Here is a 25,536-nt window from a genome sequence, read left to right as displayed (position 1 = left end):
ACTGCTTAGGAGAAGATCATGGGTTTGTTCGATAAACTGAAATCTCTGGTTTCTGATGATAAGAAAGACACCGGAACTATTGAGATTATTGCTCCGCTGTCTGGCGAAATCGTGAATATCGAAGACGTGCCGGATGTTGTTTTTGCCGAGAAAATTGTTGGTGATGGCATTGCTATCAAACCAACCGGCAACAAAATGGTTGCTCCTGTTGACGGCACCATCGGTAAAATTTTTGAAACTAACCATGCGTTCTCTATCGAATCCGATAGCGGTATCGAACTGTTCGTTCACTTCGGTATCGACACTGTCGAACTGAAAGGCGAAGGCTTCAAACGTATCGCAGAAGAAGGTCAACGTGTGAAAGTTGGCGACACCGTGATCGAATTCGATCTGGCCCTGCTGGAAGAGAAAGCCAAGTCTACCCTGACTCCGGTTGTTATCTCCAACATGGACGAAATCAAAGAACTGATCAAACTGTCTGGCAGCGTGACCGTGGGTGAAACCCCAGTGATCCGCATCAAGAAGTAATTCTTGCCGCACAGAGAAATGGCGCCTTAGGGCGCCATTTTTGTTTATGCCGTGAGCGCTTTTTTATACCGGGAGTATCAGCTCGTCGAAACCTTTTTGCTGGGTGTACTTCATCACTTCAGTCACGCGATCGCCTGCACGACGTATCGCCTCTGCAACATCACTCCCCTGCACAATCCCGCTCACCAACTCTGAACAGAACAGATCGCCCGTTCCTTTTAAATCGGTCACGACGCGCGGATGGTGAGTCACCACGACATCCTCTTTCGTCACCAACACCACATGGATATTGTCTGGAACAGCGGCCACCGGCGCGCTGGTGATCGCCACCCATTTGAGGGTCTCTGACAGCAATCCTTTTGCGGCAGAAATGGCGCTTTCAGGGGTGCGGCACGGCTGACCACTCAGCACCTCAAGCTCAAAGACGTTGGGCGTGATTCCCTGGGCCAGTGGCAGCAAGTGCTCACAATAGGCTTTGGGGATTTCAGGATTAACGTACATACCGCTGTCGATATCCCCCATCACCGGATCGACCAGTACCAGCAAATCAGGATGCTGTTGCTTCACCGTTTTAAGCCACTGCGCCAGGATTTTTATCTGGCTGGCGCTGCCCATATAACCCGTCGTCACGGCTTTCAGCTCGCGCAACACGTCGCGTTCTTCCAGTGCTTTCAGATAACCGCTAAACCATTCGTCCGGGATCACACCGCCGTAAAACGTGTCGTAATGCGGCGTATTGCTGAACAGCACCGTTGGAACGGCCATCACGGTGAGCTGATGCAGTCTGATATTTGGCACAGCGATACTGTTGCCCACGCTGCCGTAAACCACCTGCGACTGCACAGCAACAATATCGGTCTGCTGCACGCGGGTTTTATCCCGAAATAAAATCATCTCCATGACGCTTAAATCCCCGCCCCCTGCGAATAACTCTCTTCACCAAACACGCCGGTAGAAAGATAACGATCGCCGCGGTCGCAAATAATCGCCACCACGCGCGCGCCCGGATTCTGCTGGGCAACCCGCAATGCTCCTGCTACCGCGCCACCTGAACTGACGCCGCAGAAAATACCTTCGCGTACCGCCAGTTCACGCATCGTATTTTCCGCCTCGCGCTGATGAATATCCAGTACCACATCCACCAGCGACGCATTAAAAATGCCCGGCATATACTCCGCAGGCCAGCGACGGATCCCTGGAATACTGCTACCCTCTTCCGGCTGCAGGCCAACAATCGTCACTGCGGTGTCCTGTTCACGCAGAAAACGAGAAACGCCCGTGATCGTCCCCGTCGTGCCCATGCTTGAGACAAAATGGGTCATTCGCCCTTCTGTCTGCTGCCAGATTTCCGGTCCCGTCGTGGTGTAATGGGCGTAAGGGTTATCAGGATTGTTAAACTGATCCAGCAGCTTACCTTCACCGCGCTGTGCCATTTCAAGGGCCAAATCGCGCGCGCCTTCCATACCTCGCTCTTTCGTCACGAGGATAAGCTCGGCACCATATGCGCGCATCGCAGCCCGACGCTCCTGGCTCATGTTGTCCGGCATCAACAGCTTCATGTGATAGCCTTTCAGTGCGGCAATCATCGCCAGCGCAATACCCGTATTGCCGCTGGTCGCTTCGATCAGCACATCGCCGGGCTGTATTTCGCCGCGCTTTTCGGCCTCGACAATCATCGATAACGCCGCGCGATCTTTAACGGAACCCGCCGGATTGTTGCCTTCAAGTTTGACCCAGACTTCACTGCCGTTGGTTGGCCCCATGCGTTGCAGTTTGACCAGAGGGGTATTGCCGATGGTTTGCTCTAATGTGTTCACGGTTTTTGCTCAAAAAAAAGCCCGGAAGCGCAACGCCACCGGGCGATAAACATACTGATTAACCTATCAGGCAGACTCGGCCAGAGCAAGTTCCTCACGCGCTTCGATCCGCTCGTTACCGTGATAAATCCGCGCATTCTGCAAGCCGACAAACAGGCGCTCACCGCGATGTGGCGGCTCTTCATCCCGCATCACCACGGTCAATGGTTCGGTATACCAGCCCAGCGGTTGTACCACCAGATGGGTGTAGTGCCCTTTAGGGCTAGCTTCGAGAACCTGCACCGGCAGCGGTGAATCAAGGCTGGTTCGGCGGCTCACATCTATTTCCCAGGGGCGCAGGAACAGATCAACCGGTCCCTGATGAGCAGGCGTATACCCCAGCGGCCAGCGATGTGCGCCGACGTGGAATTGTCCGCCGCGGATTGTGCCCTGCATGCGGTTCACTTCGCCCATAAATTCCAGCACAAACCGGGTCGCCGGTTCGCGCCACAGTTGTTCTGGTTCATCAACCTGCTCAATATTTCCCTGACTCATTACGACCACGCGATCGGCAACTTCCATCGCCTCTTCCTGATCGTGCGTCACAAACACGCTGGTAAATTTCAGCTCTTCATGCAGCTGTCGCAGCCAGCGACGCAGCTCTTTACGCACCTGTGCATCCAGCGCGCCAAAGGGCTCATCAAGCAGCAGAATTTGCGGCTCAACCGCCAGCGCACGCGCCAGGGCCACACGCTGTTTCTGTCCACCGGAAAGCTGCGCCGGGAAACGGTCGGCCAGATGTGCCAGCTGCACCATCTCCAGCAGTTTGGTGACTTTCGCCTTGATGGTCGCCGCATTGGGACGCTCGCGACGCGGAAGCACGCTCAGGCCAAAAGCGATATTGTCGAACACCGTCATATGGCGGAACAGCGCATAGTGCTGGAACACAAAACCCACTTTACGATCGCGGGCGTGTAAACGGCTCACGTCGGTTCCATGGAAGCGAATATGTCCGCTGCTCTGATGTTCAAGACCAGCGATAATACGCAGCAGCGTGGTTTTACCGGAACCAGACGGCCCCAGGAGCGCCACCATTTGTCCGGAAGGGATATCCAGTGAGATATCGTTCAGCACCTGGGTGCGACCAAAAGACTTCTTAATATTGGCAATCTCAATGCTCATGATTTCCCTCCTGCTGCAGGCGTTTTTCCTGATTCTCTAAACGCCACTGCACCACACTCTTCAAAAACAGGGTCAAAATTGCCATCAGCGTCAGCAACGCTGCGGCGGTAAAGGAGCCGACGGTATTGTAGTCCTGCTCCAGCAATTCAATCTGTAGCGGCAGCGACAGGGTTTCGCCGCGAATCGAGCCAGAAACGACCGATACCGCGCCAAACTCACCAATCGCGCGCGCGTTGGTCAGCACCACGCCGTACAGCAACGCCCAGCGAATATTCGGGAGCGTCACACGTCGGAACATCTGCCAGCCGGATGCGCCGAGCAAAATCGCCGCCTCATCCTCATGACTACCCTGGCTTAACATCACCGGAACCAGCTCACGCACCACAAACGGACAGGTCACAAAAATGGTCACCAGCACCATGCCAGGCCACGCAAACATGATTTGCAGGTTGTGCTCATCAAGCCAGCCTCCCAGCGGACCATTGGAGCCGTAGAACAGCAGATACACCAGACCGGCGACCACTGGCGATACCGCAAAAGGAATATCCAGCAGCGTCAGCAGCAGCTGACGGCCAGGGAAATTAAATCGCGTCACCAGCCACGCCAGCAAAATCCCGAACACCAGATTCACCGGCACGGTAATCAGTGCAATCATCACCGTCAGCCAGATGGCATGCAGCATGTCCGGGTCGGCCAGATTCTGCAGCGCGGGCATAATCCCTTTGCTGAACGCCTGCACGAAGATATACACCATCGGCACGACGAGAATAAACGCTGACACCAGCATGCCGGTGCCAATCAAAAACCATTTGCCCCAGTTAACGCGGGGCGCGTCATAGCGCTTCAATTGAGTCACTTCCGCCATTAATGACCTACCACGCGTCGACCAAAGCGACTTTGCAGAGTGTTAATCGAGAACAGTAGCAGCAGCGATGCTGCCAGGATCACCGAGGCAATCGCGCTCGCCGCCGGATAGTCAAACTCCTGCAAGCGCACAAAAATCATCAGCGAGGTCACTTCAGTTTTCCATGCGATGTTGCCCGCGATGAAAATCACCGCACCGAATTCACCGAGGCTACGGGTAAAAGAGAGCGCCACACCCGCCAGCAGTGCCGGAGACAGCTCAGGCAGCACCACTTTGCAAAAGCTCTGGATGCGCGTTGCCCCGAGCGTTTCCGCCGCTTCTTCGTACTCCGGACCTAACTCTTCGAGCACCGGCTGCACGGTTCGCACCACAAACGGGATGCTGGTGAAGGCCATCGCCACCGCAATACCCAGCCAGGTATAAGTGACTTTGATATCAAACTTCGCCAGCCACTCGCCGTAGAAACCATTAACAGAAAACAGCGACGCCAGCGTTAAACCCGCGACGGCCGTGGGCAGCGCGAACGGCAGATCCATCAACGCATCCAGCAGAACGCGACCAGGAAAGCGATAGCGGGTTAAAATCCACGCCATCAGCAGGCCGAACACGCCGTTGAAAATGGAAGCCACAAACGCCGATAGCAGCGTGACTTTATAGGCCGCCACCACCTGCGGGTTAGTAATCACTTCCCAGTACTGCGCCCAGCTCATCTGCGCGAGCTGCATCACCAGCGCGCTTAACGGCAACAGCAAAATCAGGCAGACGAACAGCAGGCTGGTCCCGAGGCTTAACGTAAAGCCCGGGAGCACACGTCTGGAAGAAACAGCAAACATTACTTACGCCCCGCCGCCAGCAGTTTGTCTAACTCACCGCCGGTGACAAAATGCGTTTTCATCACTTCCGGCCAGGAGCCGAATTTATCTTCCACGCGGAACAGCTCGGTCTGCGGGAATTTATCTTTCAGTTTGTCCATCACATCCGGATTGTTCACGCGATAGTAGTAATCAGTAATGATGGTCTGCGCCTGCGGGCTATAAAGGAAATTCAGGTAATCCTTCGCGGCCTTTTCGGTCCCGTTGGCTTTGACGTTTTTATCAACCCAGGCAACCGGGAATTCCGCCAGAATATTGGTCTCAGGAATCACCACCTCGAAACCCTGCGCTTCGTACTGTTTGCGGATGTTGTTCACTTCCGATTCGAAACTGATCAGCACATCGCCCAGCCCACGCTCTGCGAAAGTAGTTGTCGCCCCGCGACCACCGGTATCGAACACTTCAACGTTTTTCAGAAAATGCGTCATAAACTGTTCGGTTTTGGCTTTGTCGCCGCCGTCCGCTTTATCCGCAGCCCCCCACGCAGCCAGATAGGTATAGCGCGCGTTGCCGGAAGTTTTTGGATTCGGGAAAATGAGCTTCACATCAGAACGCACCAGATCGTTCCAGCTGTGAATATTTTTCGGGTTGCCCTTACGCACCAGGAAACCCATGGTGGAGTAGAACGGCGAGCTGTTATTCGGCAAACGGCTTTGCCAGTCCGCTGGGATCAGGTTGCCTTTATCATGCAGGATCTGCACGTCGGTAATCTGGTTGTACGTCACCACATCGGCTTTCAGACCCTGCAAAATCGCCAGCGCCTGCTTTGAAGACCCGGCGTGGGATTGCTTGATGGTCAGCTTGTCGCCGTTATTCTCTTTCGCCCACTGCTGTTCAAACGGTGGATTCAGGGCAGCAAAAAGCTCACGCGAGACATCATAGGAGCTATTGAGCAACTCCGTGGCCTGCGCCTGCGCAACCAGCATCAAACCGGCCAGCGCCAGCGTTCCTTTTTTCAGTACAGTAACGGTCATTGCGCACCCTATATTTGTTTTCAGTACAGTAACGGTCATTGCGCACCCTATATTTGTGATGACGTTTATGAAGTCATCATATTTATAACGAGTACTAAAGGAGTAACGGTTTTATATACCGTTTGGTGATTTAGAAGCAGAAAAGGGAATAAGGGGGGGGATTTCCCCTCTCCCAAAGGAGAGGGTCAGGGTACAGACTCACTTACAGCGCGAGTAAACGCTCAACGGACGGTGCGAAGTAATAGCCGCCGGTCACCGGTTTGGTGAAGCGCAGCATGGCATCACGCTTGCCGTCGGTGTCGCCAAACATGCTCAGCAGCTGTTGCTCGATATTGTACAGGCGCGCACAGTAGGCGCAAAAATACAAACCGTGCGTGCCGCTTGCCGTACCGTAAGGCAGGCTCTGACGAACAATTTTCAGGCCTTTGCCGTTTTCTTTCAGGTCAACGCGAGTCAGGTGAGAGGTTACCGGGCGGTCATCGCCGTCGATCTCTTCATTGGCGTCTTTCGTACGCCCCATCATCATCTCCTGATCGTGAACGCTCATGCGGTTAAGCTGTTTGAGATTGTGCTCCCAACGCTGCACGAACACGTAGCTGCCGCCCGCGTCCACGCCATCTTTGATAACCGCCACGTCGCGGCGCGTTTCTTCACCTGCCGGGTTTTCAGTACCATCCACAAAGCCGCTCAGATCGCGCTCTTCCACCCAACGGAAGCCATGAATTTCTTCCTGCACGTCCACGCTATCACCAAAAGCCTCCACCGCGGCCTGTGCCACCGAGAAGTTCACATCGTGACGCAGAGAAAGGATGTGGATCAGCACGTCGTATTGGGTCGCGGGTGCCAAGCCCTTACCGTAAGGGATAAAGTCTTTAAGCTCCTGCGCCCCTTCACCGCCGCTCAGCTGACGCCAGACGTTATTGCCAAAAGCCACGACGGCCCCCAGATGCGCATCCGGGAATTTGGCCTGGAAGGTGGCCAGTTTATCGATAAACACTTTGCTGGCCGCACGCAGGGCATCCACATCCCCTTTAACATTGGCTTCGATCCAAATCGCCGCGCGGCAATGTTCTGGCAAAATGCCACTCTGAACCTGAGACATCGCTCCTCCTGAAAAAAAGATGCCACGGAGTCGTGGCACTGATGGCGGCTATTATACTGATATTTCAGCGAGGCGGTTTGTCTGGGCGCAAATTACTGCTTCCAGATAATCTTGCTGATTTTCCAGTTTTTGAGCGTATCGTCAGACGGCATTAAGCCTTCCGGGCCGCTCCATTCGCCGGTGAAGAGATAGCTAACATGCTGGCGACCATCGGCTTTACATTCCACGGCGACTTTCTCTTCAGCAACCGCGCTTGTGCAGTTGCCGAAGGCTTTCTGATAGAGCGCGCTGAACGGTGTCCCCACTTTTACACCGCTGTCGGTCTCAATATCGCTGTCCAGCACGTCGATGCGGTTTACCGTGCCTTTATCGCCGTTAATCACCATCGCCAGCTTGTCGTCTTTCAGCGCTTCAAAGTAACGGACAATATTGCCATTTTCCGTTTTCATCCCGCTGCGCAGGCGGTAATCACTACCTAGTGCGGATTCGATGGCGTCCTGATCCAGCGCCGTTGCGGCGGTAATATTGCCAACGCCTTGATCGGTCACTTCAGTGGATGACCCAAACCAGTTCCACGGATACGCCGCCGACCAGTTAATTGAGGAGATCGACGAGAGTGTCGAACACCCCGTTAACACCAGCGGCAGAGCGCATAAAACTAAACGCAGCGATTTCATTGAAACGTCCTTTCTTGTTAATTCAACGCTTGTTGGAGTGCAGCATCGGTAAAAAGTGCCGTTTAATCTTTTTCGAGGGCAAAACTGGCGCGCAGGCGGGGATTGGTCAAAAGCCAAATCAGCGCCACGATGTCGACAACCACCAGCGTAATCCCGATGCCGCTCAGCGGCTCACCGTAAAACCACAGCAGTGGCTGCCAGGCAACTAACACGATCTGTGCCAGAACCAACAGCCATCGCAGGCTGTTCCACACGCGCGGGAAATGTTGTCGACGTCCGCTCAGCAAAAACGCCATCACCGCAGGCACGCCGGGCAATAACCCAAGCCAGAAATTATCATGATCGGGATAGAACAAATTCAGCAACGTGTTTCCCTGATCGCGCGACGCCCCCGCGACGACGAATAACACCCAGGTTCGGGCCTGGAGCAACAGCACGCACCAGAATATAAACGGCAGCCTGATGCGCCCGTGCACGTCATAATCGCCGGGATGGAATTCAGTACTCTTCATCTTCGATCAGGCGCTTACCCAGATTCAACACGTCGGCATGTTCATAGCCGAGGCGTTCATACATTCCCAGCACCACGTCGTTATCTTCGCGCACCATGATTTGAATCTTCGGACAGCCACGCGCGATCAGCTTCTTTTCCAGTCGATTAAGCAACGCATTGGCAATGCCGCGTGCGCGGTATTCCGGGTGTACGCCCAGGTAATAGGCCGAGCCGCGATGTCCGTCGTACCCGCCCATCACCGTGCCCACCACTTCGCCGTTCACTTCCGCCACCAGGAACAGGCTGACGTCATGATTAACCTTTCGCTCGATATCCATTTCGGGATCATTCCACGGACGCAACAGATCGCAGCGCTCCCAAAGGGTAATCACCTCTTCGAAATCTTCCTGGCGAAAAACGCGTATCTCCATGGTATTAACCGCCTTTTTGGGTTCAAAAACAGTGATTATGACGCGAACACCGCCTTTAGCCAATAACCAGCGAAAAAGGCGTGAAATTTTGGCATAATGTCACTCTGTCACGTATTGAAATGAAAAGTAAAACAATTCTCAACATGGACTGTCGTAACGGAAAACGCGATACGATATAACACCAGGACTCCCATTTTTTTACAATCCAGGCCGCATGAGCACATTCAAACCCTTAAAAACACTCACATCGCGTCGTCAGGTTCTCAAAGCGGGGCTGGCGGCTTTAACGTTAACCGGCATTGCGCAAGCGCAAGCAAAAGATGACAGCACGCTGAAAACGGCTAACGGACACAGCAAACCGAAGGTAAAAAAAGCGGGTGCGAAGCGGGTCGTGATGCTTGATCCCGGTCACGGCGGAATCGATACCGGCGCTATCGGACGCAACGGTTCCAAAGAAAAACACGTTGTGTTGGCAATAGCGAAAAATGTCCGCTCCATCCTGCGTAGCAACGGTATTGACGCGCGTTTAACCCGCAGCGGTGACACCTTTATCCCGCTGTACGATCGCGTGGAGATTGCCCACCAGCACGGTGCAGATCTGTTTATGTCAATCCATGCCGACGGTTTTACCAACCCAAGCGCGGCGGGTGCTTCCGTGTTTGCTTTGTCGAATCGCGGCGCGAGTAGCGCCATGGCGAAATACCTTTCTGACAGGGAAAACCGCGCGGACGAAGTGGCGGGTAAAAAAACCACTGATAAAGATCATCTGCTGCAGCAGGTTCTGTTTGATCTGGTCCAGACGGACACCATCAAAAACAGCCTGACACTCGGCTCGCACATTTTAAAGCGTATTAAGCCCGTGCATCGCCTGCACAGCAAAGGCACCGAGCAAGCGGCGTTTGTGGTGCTGAAATCGCCATCGATTCCGTCTGTGCTGGTCGAAACCTCATTTATCACCAACCCGGAAGAAGAACGCCTGCTCGGAACGACGGCGTTTCGCCAGAAAATCGCCAATGCGATTGCCTCCGGCGTGATCAGTTATTTTAACTGGTTCGATAATCAAAAAGCCCACTCGTCGAGACGCCGATGAAACCGAATGTACAGCAGGTCAAAACCTTTCTGATGCAGCTTCAGGATGATATTTGCCAGAAACTCAGCGCCGTTGACGGCGGCGAATTCCACGAAGACAGCTGGCAGCGCGAGGCCGGTGGCGGTGGGCGCAGCCGCGTGTTGCGAAACGGCGGTGTGTTCGAACAGGCGGGCGTCAACTTTTCCCATGTTCATGGCGATGCGATGCCCGCGTCAGCGACGGCGCATCGTCCGGAGCTGGCCGGACGCAGTTTTGAAGCGATGGGCGTGTCGCTGGTGGTTCATCCACACAGTCCTTTTGTCCCGACCAGCCACGCCAACGTGCGCTTCTTTATTGCTGAAAAGCCCGGTGCCGATCCGGTCTGGTGGTTTGGCGGTGGTTTCGACTTAACGCCCTATTACGGATTTGACGAAGACGCCCAGCACTGGCACCGCACCGCGCGGGATATCTGCCAGCCGTTTGGCGAAGAGGTGTATCCGAAGTACAAAAAATGGTGCGATGATTATTTCTATCTTAAACATCGTGATGAGCAGCGCGGCATCGGTGGCCTGTTCTTTGACGATCTTAATGCGCCGGATTTTGACACCGCGTTTAACTTTATGCAGGCCGTCGGCGAGGGATATACCGACGCTTACCTGCCAATAGTGGAACGTCGCAAAAATACCGATTACGGCGTACGCGAGCGCGAGTTCCAGCTGTATCGCCGGGGTCGTTACGTGGAATTTAATCTGGTGTGGGATCGCGGCACGCTGTTTGGCCTGCAAACCGGCGGCCGTACGGAGTCGATTCTGATGTCGATGCCGCCGCTGGTGCGCTGGGAATACAATTTTGAACCAAAAGAAGGCAGCCCTGAGGCTGCCCTTGCCGAGTTTATAAAAGTGCGGGACTGGATTTAACCCCTCACTCTCAGGCCCTCTTCCCACCGGGGAGAGGGCCTGAAGGAGAAACAGTTACAGCGGCTGCGTCTGCGCTTCAACCACCGCCAGCGCCACCATGTTCACAATCCGACGCACAGAAGCAATCGGTGTTAACACATGTACCGGTTTCGACACGCCCATCAGCACCGGTCCAACCGTCACCCCTTCAGAACTGGAAACGCGCAGCAGGTTGTAACTGATACGCGCCGCTTCGACGTTCGGCATAATCAGCACGTTCGCCGAGCCTTTCAGCGGGCTGTCCGGCATGCGCTCATTACGAATGCTTTCGACCAGCGCGGCATCGCCGTGCATCTCACCGTCAATCATCAGCTCCGGCGCACGTTCGCGCACCCGCTCCAGCGTCTCGCGCATTTTGCATGCGGCGGCAGATTTGGATGAGCCAAAGTTTGAATGCGACAGCAGCGCCACTTTCGGTTCAATACCAAAACGACGCACGGTTTCAGCCGCCATAATGGTGATTTCCGCCAGCTGTTCCGGCGTCGGATCGTCATTGACGTAGGTGTCAGCGATAAAGGTGTTGCCGCTTGGCAGCAGCAGCGCATTCATCGCGCCTGCGGTGTGGACGCCTTCGCGATAGCCGAAGATCTCCTGCACCACGCTGAAATGTTCATGATAATCGCCAATAGTACCGCAGATCAGCGCATCCGCTTCGCCACGATGAACCATGATCGCCCCGATAACCGTTGTGTTAGCGATCACCGCGCGCTGCGCCTGCTCCTGCGTGATCCCGCGGCGCTTCATGATGCTGTAGTACTCGCTCCAGTACTCCTTAAAGCGCGGATCGGACTCGTTGTTGACGATCTCAAAATCCACTCCCGGCTTAATTTGCAGACCGAGTTTCTGGATGCGCATTTCGATAACGCTCGGACGGCCAATCAGAATCGGTTTCGCCAGCCCCAGCGACACCAGTTCCTGCGTGGCATGCAGCACGCGCGCCTCTTCCCCCTCGGCCAGCACTACGCGTTTTGCGTCGGTACGTGCCTGCGAAAAGATCGGTTTCATGAACAGGTTAGTTTTGTAGACGAATTCCGTGAGCTTATCGACGTAGGCGTCAAAATCCTCAATCGGGCGCGTCGCCACGCCGGAATCCATTGCGGCTTTAGCAACGGCTGGAGCAATCTTGACGATCAGGCGCGGGTCGAACGGTTTTGGAATAATATAATCCGGGCCAAAACTCAGATCCTGATCGCCGTACGCCGATGCCACGACTTCGCTCTGCTCAGCGTGCGCCAGTTCAGCAATGGCGTGTACCGCCGCCAGCTTCATCTCTTCGTTGATAGCCGTTGCGCCCACGTCCAGCGCGCCACGGAAGATAAACGGGAAGCACAGCACGTTGTTCACCTGGTTCGGATAATCAGAACGCCCGGTACAAATGATCGCGTCTTCACGCACCGCTTTTGCCAGCGGCGGCAGGATTTCCGGTTCCGGATTTGCCAGCGCCAGGATCATCGGCGCACGCGCCATTTTTTTGACCATTTCCGGGGTCAGCACTTTCGGCCCCGAACACCCGAGGAAAATATCCGCGCCGTCAATCACGTCATCTAACGTGCGTTTGCCGTCATCGTCCACCGCATAGGCGGCTTTGGTTTCGGCCATATTCGGTTCGCGATCTTTGTAGATAACCCCTTTCGAGTCACACACCACAATGTTGTGCTTCTGCATGCCCAGCGCCACCAGCAGGTTCATACAGGCAATCGCTGCCGCACCCGCACCGGACACCACCATGCGAACATCAGAAAGCGTTTTCTCAACCACACGCAGACCATTCAAAATGGCGGCCGTACTGATGATTGCCGTGCCGTGCTGATCGTCATGGAACACGGGAATGTTCATACGTTCACGCAGTTTCTGCTCAATGTAAAAACATTCTGGCGCTTTGATGTCTTCGAGATTGATCCCGCCGAAAGTCGGTTCCAGCGCGGCGACCACGTTGATAAATTTGTCGGGATCGAGTTCGTCCACTTCGATATCAAACACGTCGATTCCGGCGAATTTTTTGAACAGTACGCCCTTGCCTTCCATCACCGGTTTTCCGGCCAGTGCGCCGATATTACCCAGCCCAAGCACCGCCGTACCGTTAGAAATAACGGCAACCAGATTGCCACGCGCGGTGTATTTGAACGCGGCGAGCGGATCTTTTTCGATCTCAAGACAAGGTGCCGCCACGCCCGGCGAATAGGCCAGCGCCAGATCGCGCTGAGTGGCGAGTGGCTTAGTCGGTGAAACCTGGATTTTGCCCGGTACAGGGAATTGATGAAAATCGAGGGCGCTCTGTTTTAACTGATCATCCATCTTGTTGTTCCTTTCAGGTATCGATCAAAAAGGGTGGCGTGCTCACGTTCCTGATGCTCACCCTGGAGTGGCGCTTAGTATCGCCCCTGAAAGCCGCACAAACTTTGAAGGCTGCCAAACTCTCACCATCCCAGAGCAAAATTTGTTATCAATTTATAACAATCCTGTTACCCCTTCCAAAAACAAGGCCTCCCCCGTCTGCTATGCTTTTTTGTTAAGTACGTCATGTATTTCGCAGAAATGTGAACCAACGCACTCGCCTGGGGCTTTGTTTTCGAAGGAGTATTTCTTTATGAACCAGCTAGACGGCATCAAACAATTCACTACGGTAGTCGCGGATAGCGGCGATATCGAGTCGATTCGACACTATCAGCCAGAAGATGCGACCACCAATCCCTCGCTGCTGCTTAAAGCCGCGGGCCTTGAGCATTTCAGCCATCTGGTTGACGACGCGCTCGCCTACGGCAAGCAACGCGGCAAGACTCAGGAACAGCAAGTTGCTGAAGCCAGCGACAAACTGGCAGTCAATATCGGTGCGGAAATTCTGAAAAGCATACCGGGACGCGTCTCAACGGAAGTGGACGCACGCCTCTCTTTTGACCAGGAAAAAAGCATCGCCAAAGCGCACCGACTGGTCGAGCTCTACCAGGAGCAAGGCATCGATAAATCGCGCATTTTGATCAAACTCGCCTCCACCTGGGAGGGTATTCGCGCCGCCGAAGTGCTGGAAAAAGAGGGCATCAACTGTAACCTGACGCTGCTGTTCTCCTTTGCACAGGCACGCGCATGCGCTGAAGCGGGTGTCTATCTGGTCTCGCCGTTTGTCGGTCGTATTTACGACTGGTATCAGGCCAAAAAACCGATGGAACCCTACGTGGTGGATGAAGATCCAGGCGTGAAATCAGTGCGCAATATTTTTGATTACTACAAGCAGCACCGCTACGAAACCATTGTGATGGGTGCGAGCTTCCGCCGTATTGAGCAAATTCTGGCGCTGGCGGGCTGCGATCGCCTGACAATCTCCCCTACCCTGTTGCAAGAGCTTCAGGATCACGATGAGCCGGTGATGCGCAAGCTGGTGCCGACCTCTACCGTTCTGCCAAAACCGAAACCGTTAACGGAAGCCGAATTCCGCTGGGAACACAATCAGGACCCGATGGCCGTGGATAAGCTGGCAGATGGCATCCGCCTCTTCGCCGTTGACCAGCGCAAACTGGAAGATCTTCTTGCCGCCAAACTTTAATCTCGCCATGGAGTGAAATATGTCCCGTAAAGAGCTCGCTAATGCCATCCGCGCCCTCAGCATGGATGCCGTGCAAAAAGCCAATTCCGGCCATCCTGGCGCACCGATGGGCATGGCCGACATTGCCGAAGTGCTGTGGAATGATTTCCTGAAACACAATCCGACCGATCCGACGTGGTATGACCGCGACCGTTTTATTCTTTCAAACGGTCACGCCTCTATGCTCCTGTACAGCCTGCTGCATTTGTCCGGCTATGATTTGCCGCTGTCGGAGATCAAAAATTTCCGCCAACTGCATTCCAAAACGCCCGGCCACCCTGAGCTTGGCTATACGCCGGGCGTCGAAACAACCACCGGACCGCTCGGTCAGGGGCTGGCGAATGCTGTCGGGCTGGCGGTCGCTGAACGCACCCTGGCCGCCCAGTTCAACCAGCCAGGCCATGACATCGTCGATCACTTCACCTACGTCTTCATGGGTGACGGCTGCCTGATGGAGGGGATTTCGCATGAAGTCTGCTCGCTGGCCGGCACGCTGGGGCTGGGAAAACTGATCGGTTTCTACGATCACAACGGTATTTCCATCGACGGTGACACCGATGGCTGGTTTACCGACGACACGGCAAAACGCTTTGAGGCCTATCACTGGCATGTGGTGCATGAAATTGACGGCCACGATCCGCAGGCGATTAAGCAAGCGATTGAAGAAGCGCAACGCGTCACCGATAAACCGTCGCTGATTATCTGCCGCACGACGATTGGTTTTGGCTCGCCAAATAAAGCGGGTAAAGAAGAGGCGCACGGCGCAGCGCTGGGTGAAGAAGAAGTGGCCCTGACGCGTCAGAAACTGGGCTGGAAATACCCGGCGTTTGAGATCCCGAAAGAGATCTACAAAGCCTGGGACGCACGTGAAGACGGCGAAAAAGCCCAGCAGGCGTGGAACGAAAAATTCGCCGCCTACAAAAAAGCGCATCCTGAGCTGGCAGCCGAATTCTCTCGTCGGATGAGCGGCGGCCTCCCGGGAGACTGGGAAGAGAAAACCCAGGCGTTGATCGAGAACTTACAGGCGAATCCGGCAAAAATCGCCACCCGTAAAGCCTCGCAAAATACGCTCAATGTGATTGGCCCAATTCTGCCGGAATTGCTCGGCGGCTCGGCGGATTTAGCGCCTAGTAACCTCACCATCTGGTCCGGTTCAAAATCGCTGAAAGAGGATATCGCCGGGAATTACATCCACTACGGCGTGCGTGAATTCGGGATGACCGCCATCGCTAACGGAATCGCCCATCACGGCGGATTTGTGCCCTATACCGCAACGTTCCTGATGTTTGTCGAATATGCGCGTAATGCGGCGCGTATGGCCGCCCTGATGAAAGCGCGACAAATCATGGTGTATACCCATGATTCAATCGGTCTTGGCGAAGATGGGCCCACGCACCAGGCTGTCGAACAGCTCGCCAGCCTGCGTCTGACGCCAAACTTCAGCACCTGGCGTCCGTGCGATCAGGTGGAAGCAGCGGTCGGCTGGAAACTGGCGGTTGAACGTCACACCGGCCCCACTGCGCTTATCCTCTCGCGCCAGAATTTGCTGCAAATTGAGCGCTCGCCGGAGCAGGTGAAAAACATCGACCGCGGGGGTTATGTGCTCAAAGACAGCGGCGGCAAGCCTGACGTGATCCTGATTGCGACCGGCTCTGAAATCGAAATTACCGTGCAAGCCGCAGAGAAATTAACCGCTGAAGGCCACGCGGTGCGCGTTGTTTCTCTGCCCTCCACGGATATTTTTGATGCGCAGGATGAGGAATATCGCGAATCGGTACTGCCCTCAAACGTCGCGGCCCGCGTGGCGGTTGAAGCGGGGATCGCCGACTACTGGTACAAATATGTCGGTCTGAAAGGCGCCATCGTCGGGATGACCGGCTACGGTGAATCCGCCCCGGCGGATAAGCTGTTCCCGTACTTTGGCTTTACCGTCGAAAACGTGGTCGAGAAAGCGCTAAGCGTGCTTTAACGCGTGATCCACAGGGTGGGCCAGGCGTCTGGCCCATGCCAGTTATCACAGCTCGGCTCTTCAGCATAACGCACCAGACGAAAACGCTGGCCGTCAAACCGCCAGCGCGTCTGGATACCGCAGTCCGCCATGCCACGTCCTAGCGACAGCGTCGTCAACTCGCGGGTTTTCTCATCAAAACGCGCATTCATCAGCTCCATTTCACTGCTCTCGCTCGACGAGACAAACGGCAAACGCAATCGCACCGCGCGGGCAGCAAACGGCTTCTTACGCGACACTTGCCACGCCAAATCAACCGTATTGTACGCACCCGCTTCGCAGCTGATGATCAGCAATGCTTTATCATCGGTGAGCGCCGTAACGCGCACTTCTCGGCGATTCGGATCGAGCGAGCACTGGCTGTTATTCATACGCCATGAGCCGTAATCCAGCAGATCGTTGAGTTCTTCATGCGTGAGCGGCGTAGGGGTGGGGTTAACAACGGCGACTTCTTTAAGGGCCGGCGCGGGCGGGACGCTCAGCGGGGGATCGTCGCCTTTCTGAATCCAGGCGGTTTCACTTCCCACGCGTTTTTGCTGCGCGTCGATAAACAGCAGTGCAGCTTTCAGCCCTGCGAGCGAAATCGTCTGCTTAGCGCCGTTCAGCGTCAGTGTCTCCCCTTCCTGAATTGTTTTCAGAAACTGAGTCACCGTTACGGCATCGTCGGTCATGAGTCGCAAGGGCGAAATCTGCCAGCGCTGCGTATTCAGCGTTAAACGTGCGTTGTCCAACAACAGTCTTTGCGCAATTGGCGCGTCCTTACCTGAAGCCCTCGACAATCCGCCCAATTCGATACGCAGTGATGCATCGGTTTTGGCACCGGCACTGCGGCTCAACGTCATCACCAGCCCGCCGTGTTCACCCGTATTACGCGCGACGCAAAAGTTCTGGTTGTTGCAGGTGACCTGCCAGTCGGCGAAAGACTGTTGTGCAGGAGCCGCCCATACCAGTGGCACAGGCAGCACGCTGAGAAATAAAATAAGTAAAACACTGAGGCGCATGAAAGGCACAATCCCGGATACATAGACTCGAAAACTGGCGGTATCTTCGTGTCATGACCGGGGTTGCTCAATCAGATTTATCGGATAGATTTATTTGAAATGCAATTTATTAACGGCATAAAGATCAAGACATTAACCCTGAAAGCTGCAAATATTGCAACAGGATCAACGCCTTACCATCCTGAATTTCTCCGGTTTTGACCATCTCCAGCGCCTTTTCAAACGGAATCTCCAGCACCTCGATATCTTCATCTTCTACGCCACCGCCCGCATTAGCGCGCTGCGCGTCGGTATATTCCGCAATAAAGAAGTGAATAATTTCCGTCACGCCGCCTGGAGACATATACAGCTCGAAGAGTTTTTTGACTTCACCCACGGCAAAACCGGTTTCTTCGATGGCTTCTTTACGAATGCAGACTTCAGGCGCATCGTTATCCAGCAGCCCGGCACAGGTTTCGATCAGACGTCCATCGGGATTGCCATTGACCCAGGTAGCCACGCGGAACTGGCGAATCAGCACTACGGTTTGCTTTTCACGGTTGTATAAAAGAATGGTTGCACCATTGCCACGGTCATAAACCTCACGTTTATGGCGGATCATCTCGCCATTTTTGCGTGTTAAGTCATAGGTGATATTGCGCAGGACGAAATAATTGTCGGAAAGGATTTTATCTTTGATGATCTCAATTTTCAGACTCATACGGGCTCCAGAACGTAATGAGTCATTCATAGTACGCCGTGAAACCCGCTTTGTCGCCCCACTGATTTAATGAATATCGTGCTGTTTTATTTCCAGCCAATCCATCATGCCCTGCGCCGCATGACGCCCTTCCGCCATCGCTGTGACAACCAGATCCGCACCGCGCACCGCATCGCCACCGGCAAAAATTTTCGGGTGGCTGGTTTGATAACGATAGCGACTCTCAACGCTTGCCACGATACGGCCCCAGTCATCTACGTTCACGCCTTGCGCCTGCAGCCAGGGCATGGCGTGCGGGTTAAAGCCAAAGGCCATAATGACCGCATCCGCGGGCATGACAAATTCGCTGCCCTCAATCGGCACCGGACGGCGACGCCCCTGCCCATCAGGCTCACCAAGCTGAGTTCGCAGCAGGCGGACGCCGTTCACTCTGCCAGCGTCATCAAGTACCAGCTCAACGGGCTGGACGTTAAATTCAAAGTTCGCCCCCTCCTCTTTGGCGTTTTTGACCTCTTTTTTTGAGCCTGGCATGTTGGCTTCATCCCGGCGATAGGCGCAAGTGACGCTGGCAGCACCGTGGCGTAACGCGGTGCGCACGCAATCCATCGCCGTATCGCCGCCGCCCAACACCACCACATTCAGACCAGCGGTGTCGATGTAGGGTTCGGTTACGGATGGCGCGAGGCCCATCAAATGCCGTGTATTCGCGACGAGGAAAGGGAGTGCGTCATAAACGCCTGGCGCATCTTCGTGGGGGATGCCCGCTTTCATTGAGCGGTAGGTTCCGACGCCGATAAACACCGCATCATAGTCGCTGAGCAGACGGGACAGCGGGATATCCTTACCCACCTCGCAGTTCAGCTCAAAGCGGATCCCCATCGCGGTAAAGATCTCCCGACGGCGCGTCAGCAGGGACTTGTCGAGCTTAAAAGCCGGGATGCCAAACGTCAGCAAACCGCCGATTTCCGGATGACGGTCATAAACCGTGACGTTAACGCCATGACGAATCAGCACATCGGCACAGGCTAAACCCGCAGGCCCTGCGCCAATAATGGCGACGTGTTTATCGACGGACACCACGCTGCTCATATCAGGTCGCCAGCCTTTTGCCAGCGCCCGATCGGAAATATAACGCTCAATATTGCCGATCGTGACTGCGCCCGATTCGTCACGAACCGTGCAGGCACCTTCGCATAAACGATCCTGGGGACAGACGCGTCCGGTGATTTCCGGTAAACAGTTGGTCTGATGTGAGAGTTCCACCGCGCCGTCGATATCTCCGGCCTTAACGCGTTCAATCCACTGGGGAATATGATTGTGCAGCGGACAGGTCCACTCGCAGATGGAATGCTCGCCGCATTTCAGGCAGCGATCCGCTTCGCGATGCGCCTGCTCGGTACGAAACGGCAGATAGATCTCGTCAAAGTTTCCGGCTCGTTGAGCAGGCGTGAGTTTGTCCGGTTCACCGCGCGCCGCCAGCGCCTGCATTTGGCTGACTTTGCTCTGTCGCGTCTCAGTTGGCGCGGATGTGCCGTGCCACGGCTGTGCTTCCTGGCTGGCGGTACGTTGACGTCGCATTTTGGCCAGTTGATTCAACCCTTTTTCCGTGATCAGCGTCAGCGCATCGGCGGGGCAATTCTCGACGCACGCAGGCCCTTGCGGTCTGTCATGGCACAGATCGCATTTATACGCTGAGGCTTTAACATGACCGTCCGCAAGCGGCGTCACGACTATTTCCATCGTCCCAAAGGGGCAAGCAACAACGCACGCTTTACAGCCGATGCATTTTTGCTGATTCACCTGTACGCTGTCGTTGATTTTTGCGATCGCGCCATTTGGGCAGCGTTGAGCACAGGGCGCGTTTTCACAGTGATGGCACGTCACCGCACTGCGACGCGATCCCTGCTTCAGGACTGTGATCCGGGGAACAAACTGGCGCAAACTGAGCACGTGTTGTTCATTATTGTGAGCCATCACGCAGGCAACTTCGCAGGCATGACATCCAATACAGCGCAGGTTATCGGTCATAATAAATCGATTCATAAGACACCCGTTCTGGTAGCATTACCCTTAGTTTTTATAAGAATATTGTATTTAACTGGGCTGACGGTCTCAGGCAATGTTCATTTGCCCAGAAAGGGGCACTATTTACGACTTACCTGTGGCAGATCAATTTATTTCATCACAGGTGAAATTGCGTTTCAGTAACGTTCAGGAAGCCGTGTTGTGATCGTTAAACGTCCTGTTTCAGGAAGCCTGGCCCGGGCTTTTATCTCGATTATTTTACTCTCCGTTCTGACCAGCGGAATTGCGTTAATGACGCTTGCCAGCAGCCTGCGTGACGCTGAAGCCATTAATATTGCAGGCTCTTTGCGCATGCAAAGCTACCGTCTTGGTTACGATCTGGAACGCAACAGCGCCGGTTTTTCCGATCATCGCCTTCACTGGCAAAACACCCTTAACTCTCCCGTTTTGAAAGAGCTGGATCGCTGGTACGTTCCGGAATCAGTAAAAACCGGTTATCAGCAGTTGCAGATCGCATGGCATGAGATGGATAGCCATCTCGAAGCGGGGGATAAGGCGTGGTATCAGGATCATATCCAGCAATATGTGGAGCGTATTGACGCTTTCGTGCTCGCACTTCAGCACTATGCGGAACACAAAATGCAGCTGGTGGTGGCGATTTCACTGGCCGGTGGAGTGGGGATTATGCTGCTGGTGGTGGTCACACTGCGCCGGATACGCCGACAGGTTGTCGCCCCGCTTAACCATTTGGTTGCCGCCAGCCTGCAAATGGAACAAGGTGATTTTGACATTCAGGCTCAGGGCACCAGCCTGCCCAACGAGCTGGGGCTGCTTTCGCGCACCTTTAACCATATGTCCTCGGAATTGCATAAACACTATCGATCGCTTGAGATAACGGTCGAAGAAAAAACCCGTCATCTGAATGAAGCCCACCAGCAGCTCGAAATGCTGTTCAAATGCTCCCAGGCGCTGAACACCAGTCAGATAGACGCGCATTGTTTCCGGCATATTCTGCAAATTGTTCAGGAAGATACGGGAATGAGTTTTCTGGAACTGCAGGCCAGCGATAACTGGCAGCTGTGCGAAGGGGTAAAACAAGACGATCGGGAGACGTTTACCCTGCCGGTCATTATGCAGGACACGCGTTTTGGCGAGCTACGTTGGCAAAGTGAGAGTGTGGCTGTTTCTCTGCCTTTGATGAAAAGCGTGGCGACAATGCTCGGGCGCGGACTCTATTTTAATCAGGCGCAGAAGCACTACCAGCAATTGCTGCTCATGGAAGAACGCGCCACGATTGCCCGCGAACTGCACGACTCTCTGGCGCAGGTGCTCTCGTATTTGCGCATTCAGCTGGCGCTGCTCAAACGTGCTATCCCGGACGATAACGTGCCTGCGCAGACCATTATCACCGACTTCTCACGCGAACTGAACAATGCCTGGCGTCAGTTACGCGAGCTGCTGACCACGTTCCGATTGGCGCTCAATCATTCGAATCTTCCTGCCGCGCTGCAAGAGGCGCTGGAAGGTCTGCAAAGCCAGACCACCGCCAGACTGGCGCTGGACTGCCGACTCTCATCCTTAGCCCTGGATGCACAAAAGCAGGTCCATTTGCTGCAAATTGTGCGCGAAGCGGTGCTGAACGCCATCAAGCACGCCCAGGCGAGCGAGATTACCGTCAGTTGCATCACCGCGCCTGACGGCATGCACACAGTCTATATTCGTGACAACGGCATTGGTATTGGTGATGCCAGCGAGCCGCCAGGGCACTACGGACTGAATATCATGCGCGAGCGTGCCGGACGACTTGGCGGATCGCTGGGCTTCTCACAGCCGCAAAATGGCGGAACGCAGGTATGTCTTCGCTTTCGCACGCCCGAGGTCGTAGAGGGTAAATAACGGTAAATAAAAGGGTATTGTCGCCAGTCTGCTTCGCTTGTGGGCAATAATTCGCAGTGCGGAACGTCAGGAACGCGCTGTAAATGCGCATGATAATTTACACTATCTCCTTATTTTCTCCACGTTTGGCATCCGCCTTGCCGCTAGAGTTAAGCGGGCAATGTACAATAACGATGCGCAGCAAAACGAGGTCTTATTTTCATGGCGAATTTCTTCATTGATCGCCCCATTTTTGCCTGGGTGCTGGCAATTATTTTATGTCTGACAGGCACTCTCGCTATTCTGTCACTTCCTGTTGAGCAATATCCCGATCTGGCTCCGCCGAACGTTCGTATCACCGCGAACTATCCCGGGGCATCAGCCCAAACGCTGGAAAACACCGTTACCCAGGTCATTGAGCAGAACATGACCGGGCTGGACAATCTGATGTATATGTCCTCGCAAAGCAGCGCGACAGGCCAGGCGACCGTTACCTTGAGTTTCACCGCCGGTTCTGACCCGGATGAAGCCGTACAGCAGGTGCAAAACCAGCTGCAATCAGCCATGCGAAAACTGCCGCAGGCGGTGCAAAATCAGGGCGTCACGGTCCGTAAAACCGGTGATTCCAATATCCTGACGATTGCCTTTGTTTCCACCGACGGTTCGATGGATAAACAGGATATCTCAGACTATGTCGCCAGTAATATTCAGGATCCGCTGAGTCGTATTAACGGCGTTGGCGATATCGACGCCTATGGCTCGCAATATTCCATGCGTATTTGGCTCGATCCGGCGAAGCTGAATAGCGTGCAAATGACGGCAACGGATGTGACCAATGCCATCAAATCCCAGAATGCACAAATCGCTGTCGGCCAACTTGGCGGCACGCCGTCTGTCGATAACCAGGCACTAAACGCCACCATCAATTCGCAGTCATTACTTCAGACGCCGCAGCAATTCCGCGACATCACCCTGCGCGTCAATTCGGACGGTTCGGAAGTGCGTCTGGGGGATGTGGCAAAAGTGGAAATGGGTGCGGAAAAATACGACAACCTGAGCCGATTTAACGGCAATCAGGCGTCGGGTTTAGGGGTGAAACTGGCCTCAGGAGCGAACGAAATGGCCACCGCAAAGCTGGTTATTGAAAGGCTGGATGAACTCGCGCCCTATTTCCCGCACGGCCTGGAATATAAAGTCGCTTTTGAAACCACCTCCTTCGTAAAAGCTTCCATCGAAGATGTGGTTAAAACGCTGCTCGAAGCCATCGCGCTGGTGTTCCTGGTGATGTATCTGTTCCTGCAGAATTTTCGCGCAACGCTTATCCCGACGATTGCCGTCCCGGTGGTTCTGCTCGGAACGTTCGCCGTGTTATACGCCTTCGGCTACAGCATCAACACCCTCACCATGTTCGCCATGGTGCTGGCGATTGGCTTGCTGGTGGATGACGCCATCGTCGTGGTGGAAAACGTCGAGCGTATCATGACGGAAGAGGGCCTTTCGCCGCGCGAAGCGACGCGTAAATCGATGGGGCAAATTCAGGGCGCGCTGGTGGGTATCGCGATGGTGCTCTCCGCCGTCTTCGTGCCCATGGCGTTTTTTGGCGGCACAACCGGCGCGATTTACCGCCAGTTCTCGATAACCATCGTTTCTGCCATGGTGCTTTCGGTGCTGGTGGCCATGATCCTGACGCCCGCTCTTTGCTCAACGCTGCTCAAACCGTTGCACAAAGGCGAACAACACGGACAAAAAGGGTTCTTCGGCTGGTTCAACCGCATGTTTAATCGCAATGCGGCGCGCTATGAGGCGGGCGTCGCAAAGATATTGCACCGCAGCCTGCGCTGGATTGCGATTTACGTTTTACTGCTCGGTGGGATGGTATTTTTATTCCTGCGCCTGCCGACCTCGTTCCTGCCGCTGGAAGACAGGGGCATGTTTATCACGTCAGTGCAGTTGCCCAGCGGTGCCACCCAGCAGCAAACGCTGAAAGTGGTGCAGAAAGTTGAACAGTACTTTTTCACCCAAGAAAAAGACAACATTGTGTCGGTGTTTTCAACCGTCGGATCCGGCCCTGGAGGTAACGGGCAGAACGTCGCGCGGATGTTCGTCCGCCTGAAAGGCTGGGACGAGCGCGACAGCAAGACCGGCTCTTCTTTCGCCATTATCGAGCGCGCCACCAAAGCATTTACGCGCATTAAAGAAGCGCGGGTATTTGCCAGTAGCCCGGCGGCCATTAGCGGCCTGGGCAGTTCGGCAGGTTTTGATATGGAGTTACAAGACCATGCAGGCGCCGGGCACGATGCGCTCATGGCCGCCCGCGATCGGTTGCTGGACCTGGCGGGTAAAGACCCTTCGCTCACCCGCGTGCGCCATAACGGTCTTGATGACAGCCCGCAATTACAGATCGATATCGATCAGCGCAAAGCCCAGGCGCTGGGAGTTTCCATCAATGATATTAACGATACGCTGCAAACGGCCTGGGGCTCCAGCTACGTCAACGACTTTATGGATCGCGGACGCGTGAAAAAGGTTTACGTCCAGGCGGCGGCGCCTTACCGCATGCTGCCCGACGATATTAATCTGTGGTACGTGCGCAATAATACTGGTGGGATGGTGCCGTTCTCCGCGTTTGCGACATCCCACTGGGAGAGCGGCTCCCCGCGCCTGGAACGTTATAACGGGTATTCCGCGCTGGAGATAGTCGGTGAAGCCGCGCCGGGAGTAAGTACCGGAACCGCGATGGACACCATGGAGAAGCTGGTTCAGCAACTGCCCGCAGGGTTCGGCCTGGAGTGGACCGCGATGTCCTATCAGGAACGGCTCTCAGGCGCACAAGCCCCTGCTCTGTATGCCCTGTCGTTACTGGTGGTGTTCCTGTGCCTCGCCGCGCTCTATGAAAGCTGGTCCGTTCCGTTCTCCGTCATGCTGGTGGTGCCATTAGGTGTCATCGGCGCATTACTCGCCACCTGGATGCGTGGTCTCGAAAACGACGTGTACTTCCAGGTGGGGTTGCTCACGGTCATCGGCTTGTCGGCGAAGAACGCGATTTTGATCGTCGAGTTTGCCAATGAGATGAATTCGAAGGGGCACGATCTGCTGTCGTCTACGCTACACGCGTGTCGTCAGCGTCTGCGCCCGATCCTGATGACGTCTCTGGCATTTGTGTTTGGCGTGCTGCCTATGGCGACCAGTTCTGGAGCAGGTTCCAGCAGCCAGCATGCTGTGGGGACGGGGGTGATGGGCGGAATGATTTCAGCCACGGTTCTGGCTATCTATTTCGTTCCGTTGTTCTTCGTGCTGGTGCGTCGTCGCTTCCCGCTTAAAGAACGGCCAGAATAAACGTGCATTAAAAAAGGCGGCTCCAGGGCCGCCTTTTTATTGTGTGATGAATCACATCGTTTTTATACT

At 54.7% G+C, this 25,536-nt stretch carries 21 protein-coding genes; 7 read left to right on the top strand and 14 right to left on the bottom strand.

From position 1 onward, the window contains the following. Positions 1-18 precede the first annotated feature (18 nt). Positions 19-528 carry a PTS glucose transporter subunit IIA gene (gene crr, locus AC0LWE_RS11640; protein WP_015959941.1) on the top strand — a complete coding sequence of 170 codons (510 nt, stop codon included), beginning with the start codon at positions 19-21 and terminating at the stop codon, positions 526-528. Positions 529-591: 63 nt separating this feature from the next. Here crr and pdxK read toward each other — a convergent pair whose 3' ends face one another. The 10 genes from pdxK to AC0LWE_RS11590 all read right to left on the bottom strand — a co-directional run bounded on the left by pdxK (position 592) and on the right by AC0LWE_RS11590 (position 8,920). Beyond that, the gene (gene pdxK / locus AC0LWE_RS11635; protein WP_219347514.1) at positions 592-1,428 is read right to left on the bottom strand and encodes a pyridoxine/pyridoxal/pyridoxamine kinase; all 837 of its coding nucleotides are present in this window, start codon (positions 1,426-1,428) and stop codon (positions 592-594) included. A gap of 5 nt (positions 1,429-1,433) precedes the next feature. Then, complete coding sequence (gene cysM, locus AC0LWE_RS11630; RefSeq protein WP_216981084.1) at positions 1,434-2,345, bottom strand: cysteine synthase CysM; 912 nt, start codon at positions 2,343-2,345, stop codon at positions 1,434-1,436. Between the two features lie 66 nt (positions 2,346-2,411). Then, positions 2,412-3,506 (bottom strand): sulfate/thiosulfate ABC transporter ATP-binding protein CysA, encoded by a 1,095-nt coding sequence (cysA, locus tag AC0LWE_RS11625; RefSeq protein WP_059179392.1) that lies wholly within the window; start codon positions 3,504-3,506, stop codon positions 2,412-2,414. Then, positions 3,496-4,371 carry a sulfate/thiosulfate ABC transporter permease CysW gene (cysW, locus tag AC0LWE_RS11620; protein WP_059179393.1) on the bottom strand — a complete coding sequence of 292 codons (876 nt, stop codon included), beginning with the start codon at positions 4,369-4,371 and terminating at the stop codon, positions 3,496-3,498. Before cysW ends, cysA begins: the two co-directional genes overlap by 11 nt. After that, positions 4,371-5,204: a sulfate/thiosulfate ABC transporter permease CysT gene (cysT, locus tag AC0LWE_RS11615; RefSeq protein WP_059179394.1), complete on the bottom strand. Its 834-nt coding sequence runs from the start codon at positions 5,202-5,204 to the stop codon at positions 4,371-4,373. The genes cysW and cysT overlap by 1 nt, the downstream gene beginning before the upstream one ends. Beyond that, entirely contained in the window at positions 5,204-6,217 is a 1,014-nt protein-coding gene (locus AC0LWE_RS11610) for a sulfate ABC transporter substrate-binding protein (protein ID WP_219347513.1), read from the bottom strand. The genes cysT and AC0LWE_RS11610 overlap by 1 nt, the downstream gene beginning before the upstream one ends. 202 nt (positions 6,218-6,419) lie before the next feature. Continuing rightward, positions 6,420-7,319 carry a Dyp-type peroxidase gene (locus AC0LWE_RS11605; RefSeq protein ID WP_059179396.1) on the bottom strand — a complete coding sequence of 300 codons (900 nt, stop codon included), beginning with the start codon at positions 7,317-7,319 and terminating at the stop codon, positions 6,420-6,422. Between the two features lie 92 nt (positions 7,320-7,411). Beyond that, entirely contained in the window at positions 7,412-7,996 is a 585-nt protein-coding gene (locus AC0LWE_RS11600) for an RpoE-regulated lipoprotein (RefSeq protein ID WP_202693258.1), read from the bottom strand. 62 nt (positions 7,997-8,058) lie between these two features. Next, the gene (locus AC0LWE_RS11595) at positions 8,059-8,508 is read right to left on the bottom strand and encodes a DUF2919 domain-containing protein (RefSeq protein WP_202693259.1); all 450 of its coding nucleotides are present in this window, start codon (positions 8,506-8,508) and stop codon (positions 8,059-8,061) included. Further along, on the bottom strand, positions 8,495-8,920 hold the full coding sequence (locus AC0LWE_RS11590) for a GNAT family acetyltransferase (RefSeq protein ID WP_041689485.1): 426 nt from the start codon (positions 8,918-8,920) through the stop codon (positions 8,495-8,497). Before AC0LWE_RS11590 ends, AC0LWE_RS11595 begins: the two co-directional genes overlap by 14 nt. A 214-nt stretch (positions 8,921-9,134) precedes the next feature. Between AC0LWE_RS11590 and amiA the strand changes: the two genes are divergently transcribed. Both amiA and hemF read left to right on the top strand, forming a co-directional pair. Beyond that, a complete protein-coding gene (gene amiA / locus AC0LWE_RS11585) occupies positions 9,135-10,010 on the top strand; it encodes an N-acetylmuramoyl-L-alanine amidase AmiA (RefSeq protein WP_015959952.1) in 876 nt (291 codons plus the stop codon). Continuing rightward, positions 10,007-10,906 (top strand): oxygen-dependent coproporphyrinogen oxidase, encoded by a 900-nt coding sequence (gene hemF, locus AC0LWE_RS11580; protein ID WP_131487748.1) that lies wholly within the window; start codon positions 10,007-10,009, stop codon positions 10,904-10,906. Before amiA ends, hemF begins: the two co-directional genes overlap by 4 nt. 54 nt (positions 10,907-10,960) lie before the next feature. Here hemF and maeB read toward each other — a convergent pair whose 3' ends face one another. Then, entirely contained in the window at positions 10,961-13,240 is a 2,280-nt protein-coding gene (gene maeB, locus AC0LWE_RS11575) for an NADP-dependent oxaloacetate-decarboxylating malate dehydrogenase (protein ID WP_059179401.1), read from the bottom strand. Between the two features lie 292 nt (positions 13,241-13,532). On the opposite strand from maeB, the gene tal reads away from it, so the two are divergent. Further along, entirely contained in the window at positions 13,533-14,483 is a 951-nt protein-coding gene (tal, locus tag AC0LWE_RS11570; protein WP_219347511.1) for a transaldolase, read from the top strand. A 19-nt stretch (positions 14,484-14,502) separates the two neighbouring features. Beyond that, positions 14,503-16,491: a transketolase gene (gene tkt, locus AC0LWE_RS11565; protein WP_219347510.1), complete on the top strand. Its 1,989-nt coding sequence runs from the start codon at positions 14,503-14,505 to the stop codon at positions 16,489-16,491. Here tkt and AC0LWE_RS11560 read toward each other — a convergent pair. The 3 genes from AC0LWE_RS11560 to aegA form a co-directional block, all read right to left on the bottom strand. Next, positions 16,488-17,531, bottom strand: coding sequence for a DUF1176 domain-containing protein (locus tag AC0LWE_RS11560; protein ID WP_219347509.1), 1,044 nt, complete (start codon positions 17,529-17,531; stop codon positions 16,488-16,490). The genes tkt and AC0LWE_RS11560 overlap by 4 nt on opposite strands. 124 nt (positions 17,532-17,655) lie before the next feature. Next, complete coding sequence (nudK, locus tag AC0LWE_RS11555; protein ID WP_059179405.1) at positions 17,656-18,231, bottom strand: GDP-mannose pyrophosphatase NudK; 576 nt, start codon at positions 18,229-18,231, stop codon at positions 17,656-17,658. Between the two features lie 66 nt (positions 18,232-18,297). After that, positions 18,298-20,274, bottom strand: coding sequence for a formate-dependent uric acid utilization protein AegA (gene aegA, locus AC0LWE_RS11550; protein ID WP_219347508.1), 1,977 nt, complete (start codon positions 20,272-20,274; stop codon positions 18,298-18,300). Positions 20,275-20,457: 183 nt separating this feature from the next. Here aegA and narQ point away from each other — a divergent pair, with 183 nt between their 5' ends. Together narQ and acrD are read left to right on the top strand one after the other, a co-directional pair. Next, the gene (gene narQ, locus AC0LWE_RS11545) at positions 20,458-22,152 is read left to right on the top strand and encodes a nitrate/nitrite two-component system sensor histidine kinase NarQ (RefSeq protein WP_219347507.1); all 1,695 of its coding nucleotides are present in this window, start codon (positions 20,458-20,460) and stop codon (positions 22,150-22,152) included. A 201-nt stretch (positions 22,153-22,353) separates the two neighbouring features. Then, on the top strand, positions 22,354-25,467 hold the full coding sequence (gene acrD / locus AC0LWE_RS11540; protein WP_202693266.1) for a multidrug efflux RND transporter permease AcrD: 3,114 nt from the start codon (positions 22,354-22,356) through the stop codon (positions 25,465-25,467). Positions 25,468-25,536 lie beyond the last annotated feature (69 nt).

The organism is Lelliottia sp. RD5 (genome assembly GCF_056032945.1).
Note: the sequence above shows the minus strand (reverse complement) of the source record. Positions and strands in the feature narration are given on the sequence as shown.

What these genes read in the sequence shown, in the direction of transcription:
- crr (WP_015959941.1), top strand. Translation starts at nt 19, where the DNA reads ATGGGTTTGTTCGATAAACTGAAATCTCTGGTTTCTGATGATAAGAAA.
- pdxK (WP_219347514.1), bottom strand. Translation starts at nt 1,428, where the DNA reads ATGGAGATGATTTTATTTCGGGATAAAACCCGCGTGCAGCAGACCGAT.
- cysA (WP_059179392.1), bottom strand. Translation starts at nt 3,506, where the DNA reads ATGAGCATTGAGATTGCCAATATTAAGAAGTCTTTTGGTCGCACCCAG.
- cysW (WP_059179393.1), bottom strand. Translation starts at nt 4,371, where the DNA reads ATGGCGGAAGTGACTCAATTGAAGCGCTATGACGCGCCCCGCGTTAAC.
- cysT (WP_059179394.1), bottom strand. Translation starts at nt 5,204, where the DNA reads ATGTTTGCTGTTTCTTCCAGACGTGTGCTCCCGGGCTTTACGTTAAGC.
- AC0LWE_RS11610 (WP_219347513.1), bottom strand. Translation starts at nt 6,217, where the DNA reads ATGACCGTTACTGTACTGAAAAAAGGAACGCTGGCGCTGGCCGGTTTG.
- AC0LWE_RS11605 (WP_059179396.1), bottom strand. Translation starts at nt 7,319, where the DNA reads ATGTCTCAGGTTCAGAGTGGCATTTTGCCAGAACATTGCCGCGCGGCG.
- AC0LWE_RS11600 (WP_202693258.1), bottom strand. Translation starts at nt 7,996, where the DNA reads ATGAAATCGCTGCGTTTAGTTTTATGCGCTCTGCCGCTGGTGTTAACG.
- AC0LWE_RS11595 (WP_202693259.1), bottom strand. Translation starts at nt 8,508, where the DNA reads ATGAAGAGTACTGAATTCCATCCCGGCGATTATGACGTGCACGGGCGC.
- AC0LWE_RS11590 (WP_041689485.1), bottom strand. Translation starts at nt 8,920, where the DNA reads ATGGAGATACGCGTTTTTCGCCAGGAAGATTTCGAAGAGGTGATTACC.
- amiA (WP_015959952.1), top strand. Translation starts at nt 9,135, where the DNA reads ATGAGCACATTCAAACCCTTAAAAACACTCACATCGCGTCGTCAGGTT.
- hemF (WP_131487748.1), top strand. Translation starts at nt 10,007, where the DNA reads ATGAAACCGAATGTACAGCAGGTCAAAACCTTTCTGATGCAGCTTCAG.
- maeB (WP_059179401.1), bottom strand. Translation starts at nt 13,240, where the DNA reads ATGGATGATCAGTTAAAACAGAGCGCCCTCGATTTTCATCAATTCCCT.
- tal (WP_219347511.1), top strand. Translation starts at nt 13,533, where the DNA reads ATGAACCAGCTAGACGGCATCAAACAATTCACTACGGTAGTCGCGGAT.
- tkt (WP_219347510.1), top strand. Translation starts at nt 14,503, where the DNA reads ATGTCCCGTAAAGAGCTCGCTAATGCCATCCGCGCCCTCAGCATGGAT.
- AC0LWE_RS11560 (WP_219347509.1), bottom strand. Translation starts at nt 17,531, where the DNA reads ATGCGCCTCAGTGTTTTACTTATTTTATTTCTCAGCGTGCTGCCTGTG.
- nudK (WP_059179405.1), bottom strand. Translation starts at nt 18,231, where the DNA reads ATGAGTCTGAAAATTGAGATCATCAAAGATAAAATCCTTTCCGACAAT.
- aegA (WP_219347508.1), bottom strand. Translation starts at nt 20,274, where the DNA reads ATGAATCGATTTATTATGACCGATAACCTGCGCTGTATTGGATGTCAT.
- acrD (WP_202693266.1), top strand. Translation starts at nt 22,354, where the DNA reads ATGGCGAATTTCTTCATTGATCGCCCCATTTTTGCCTGGGTGCTGGCA.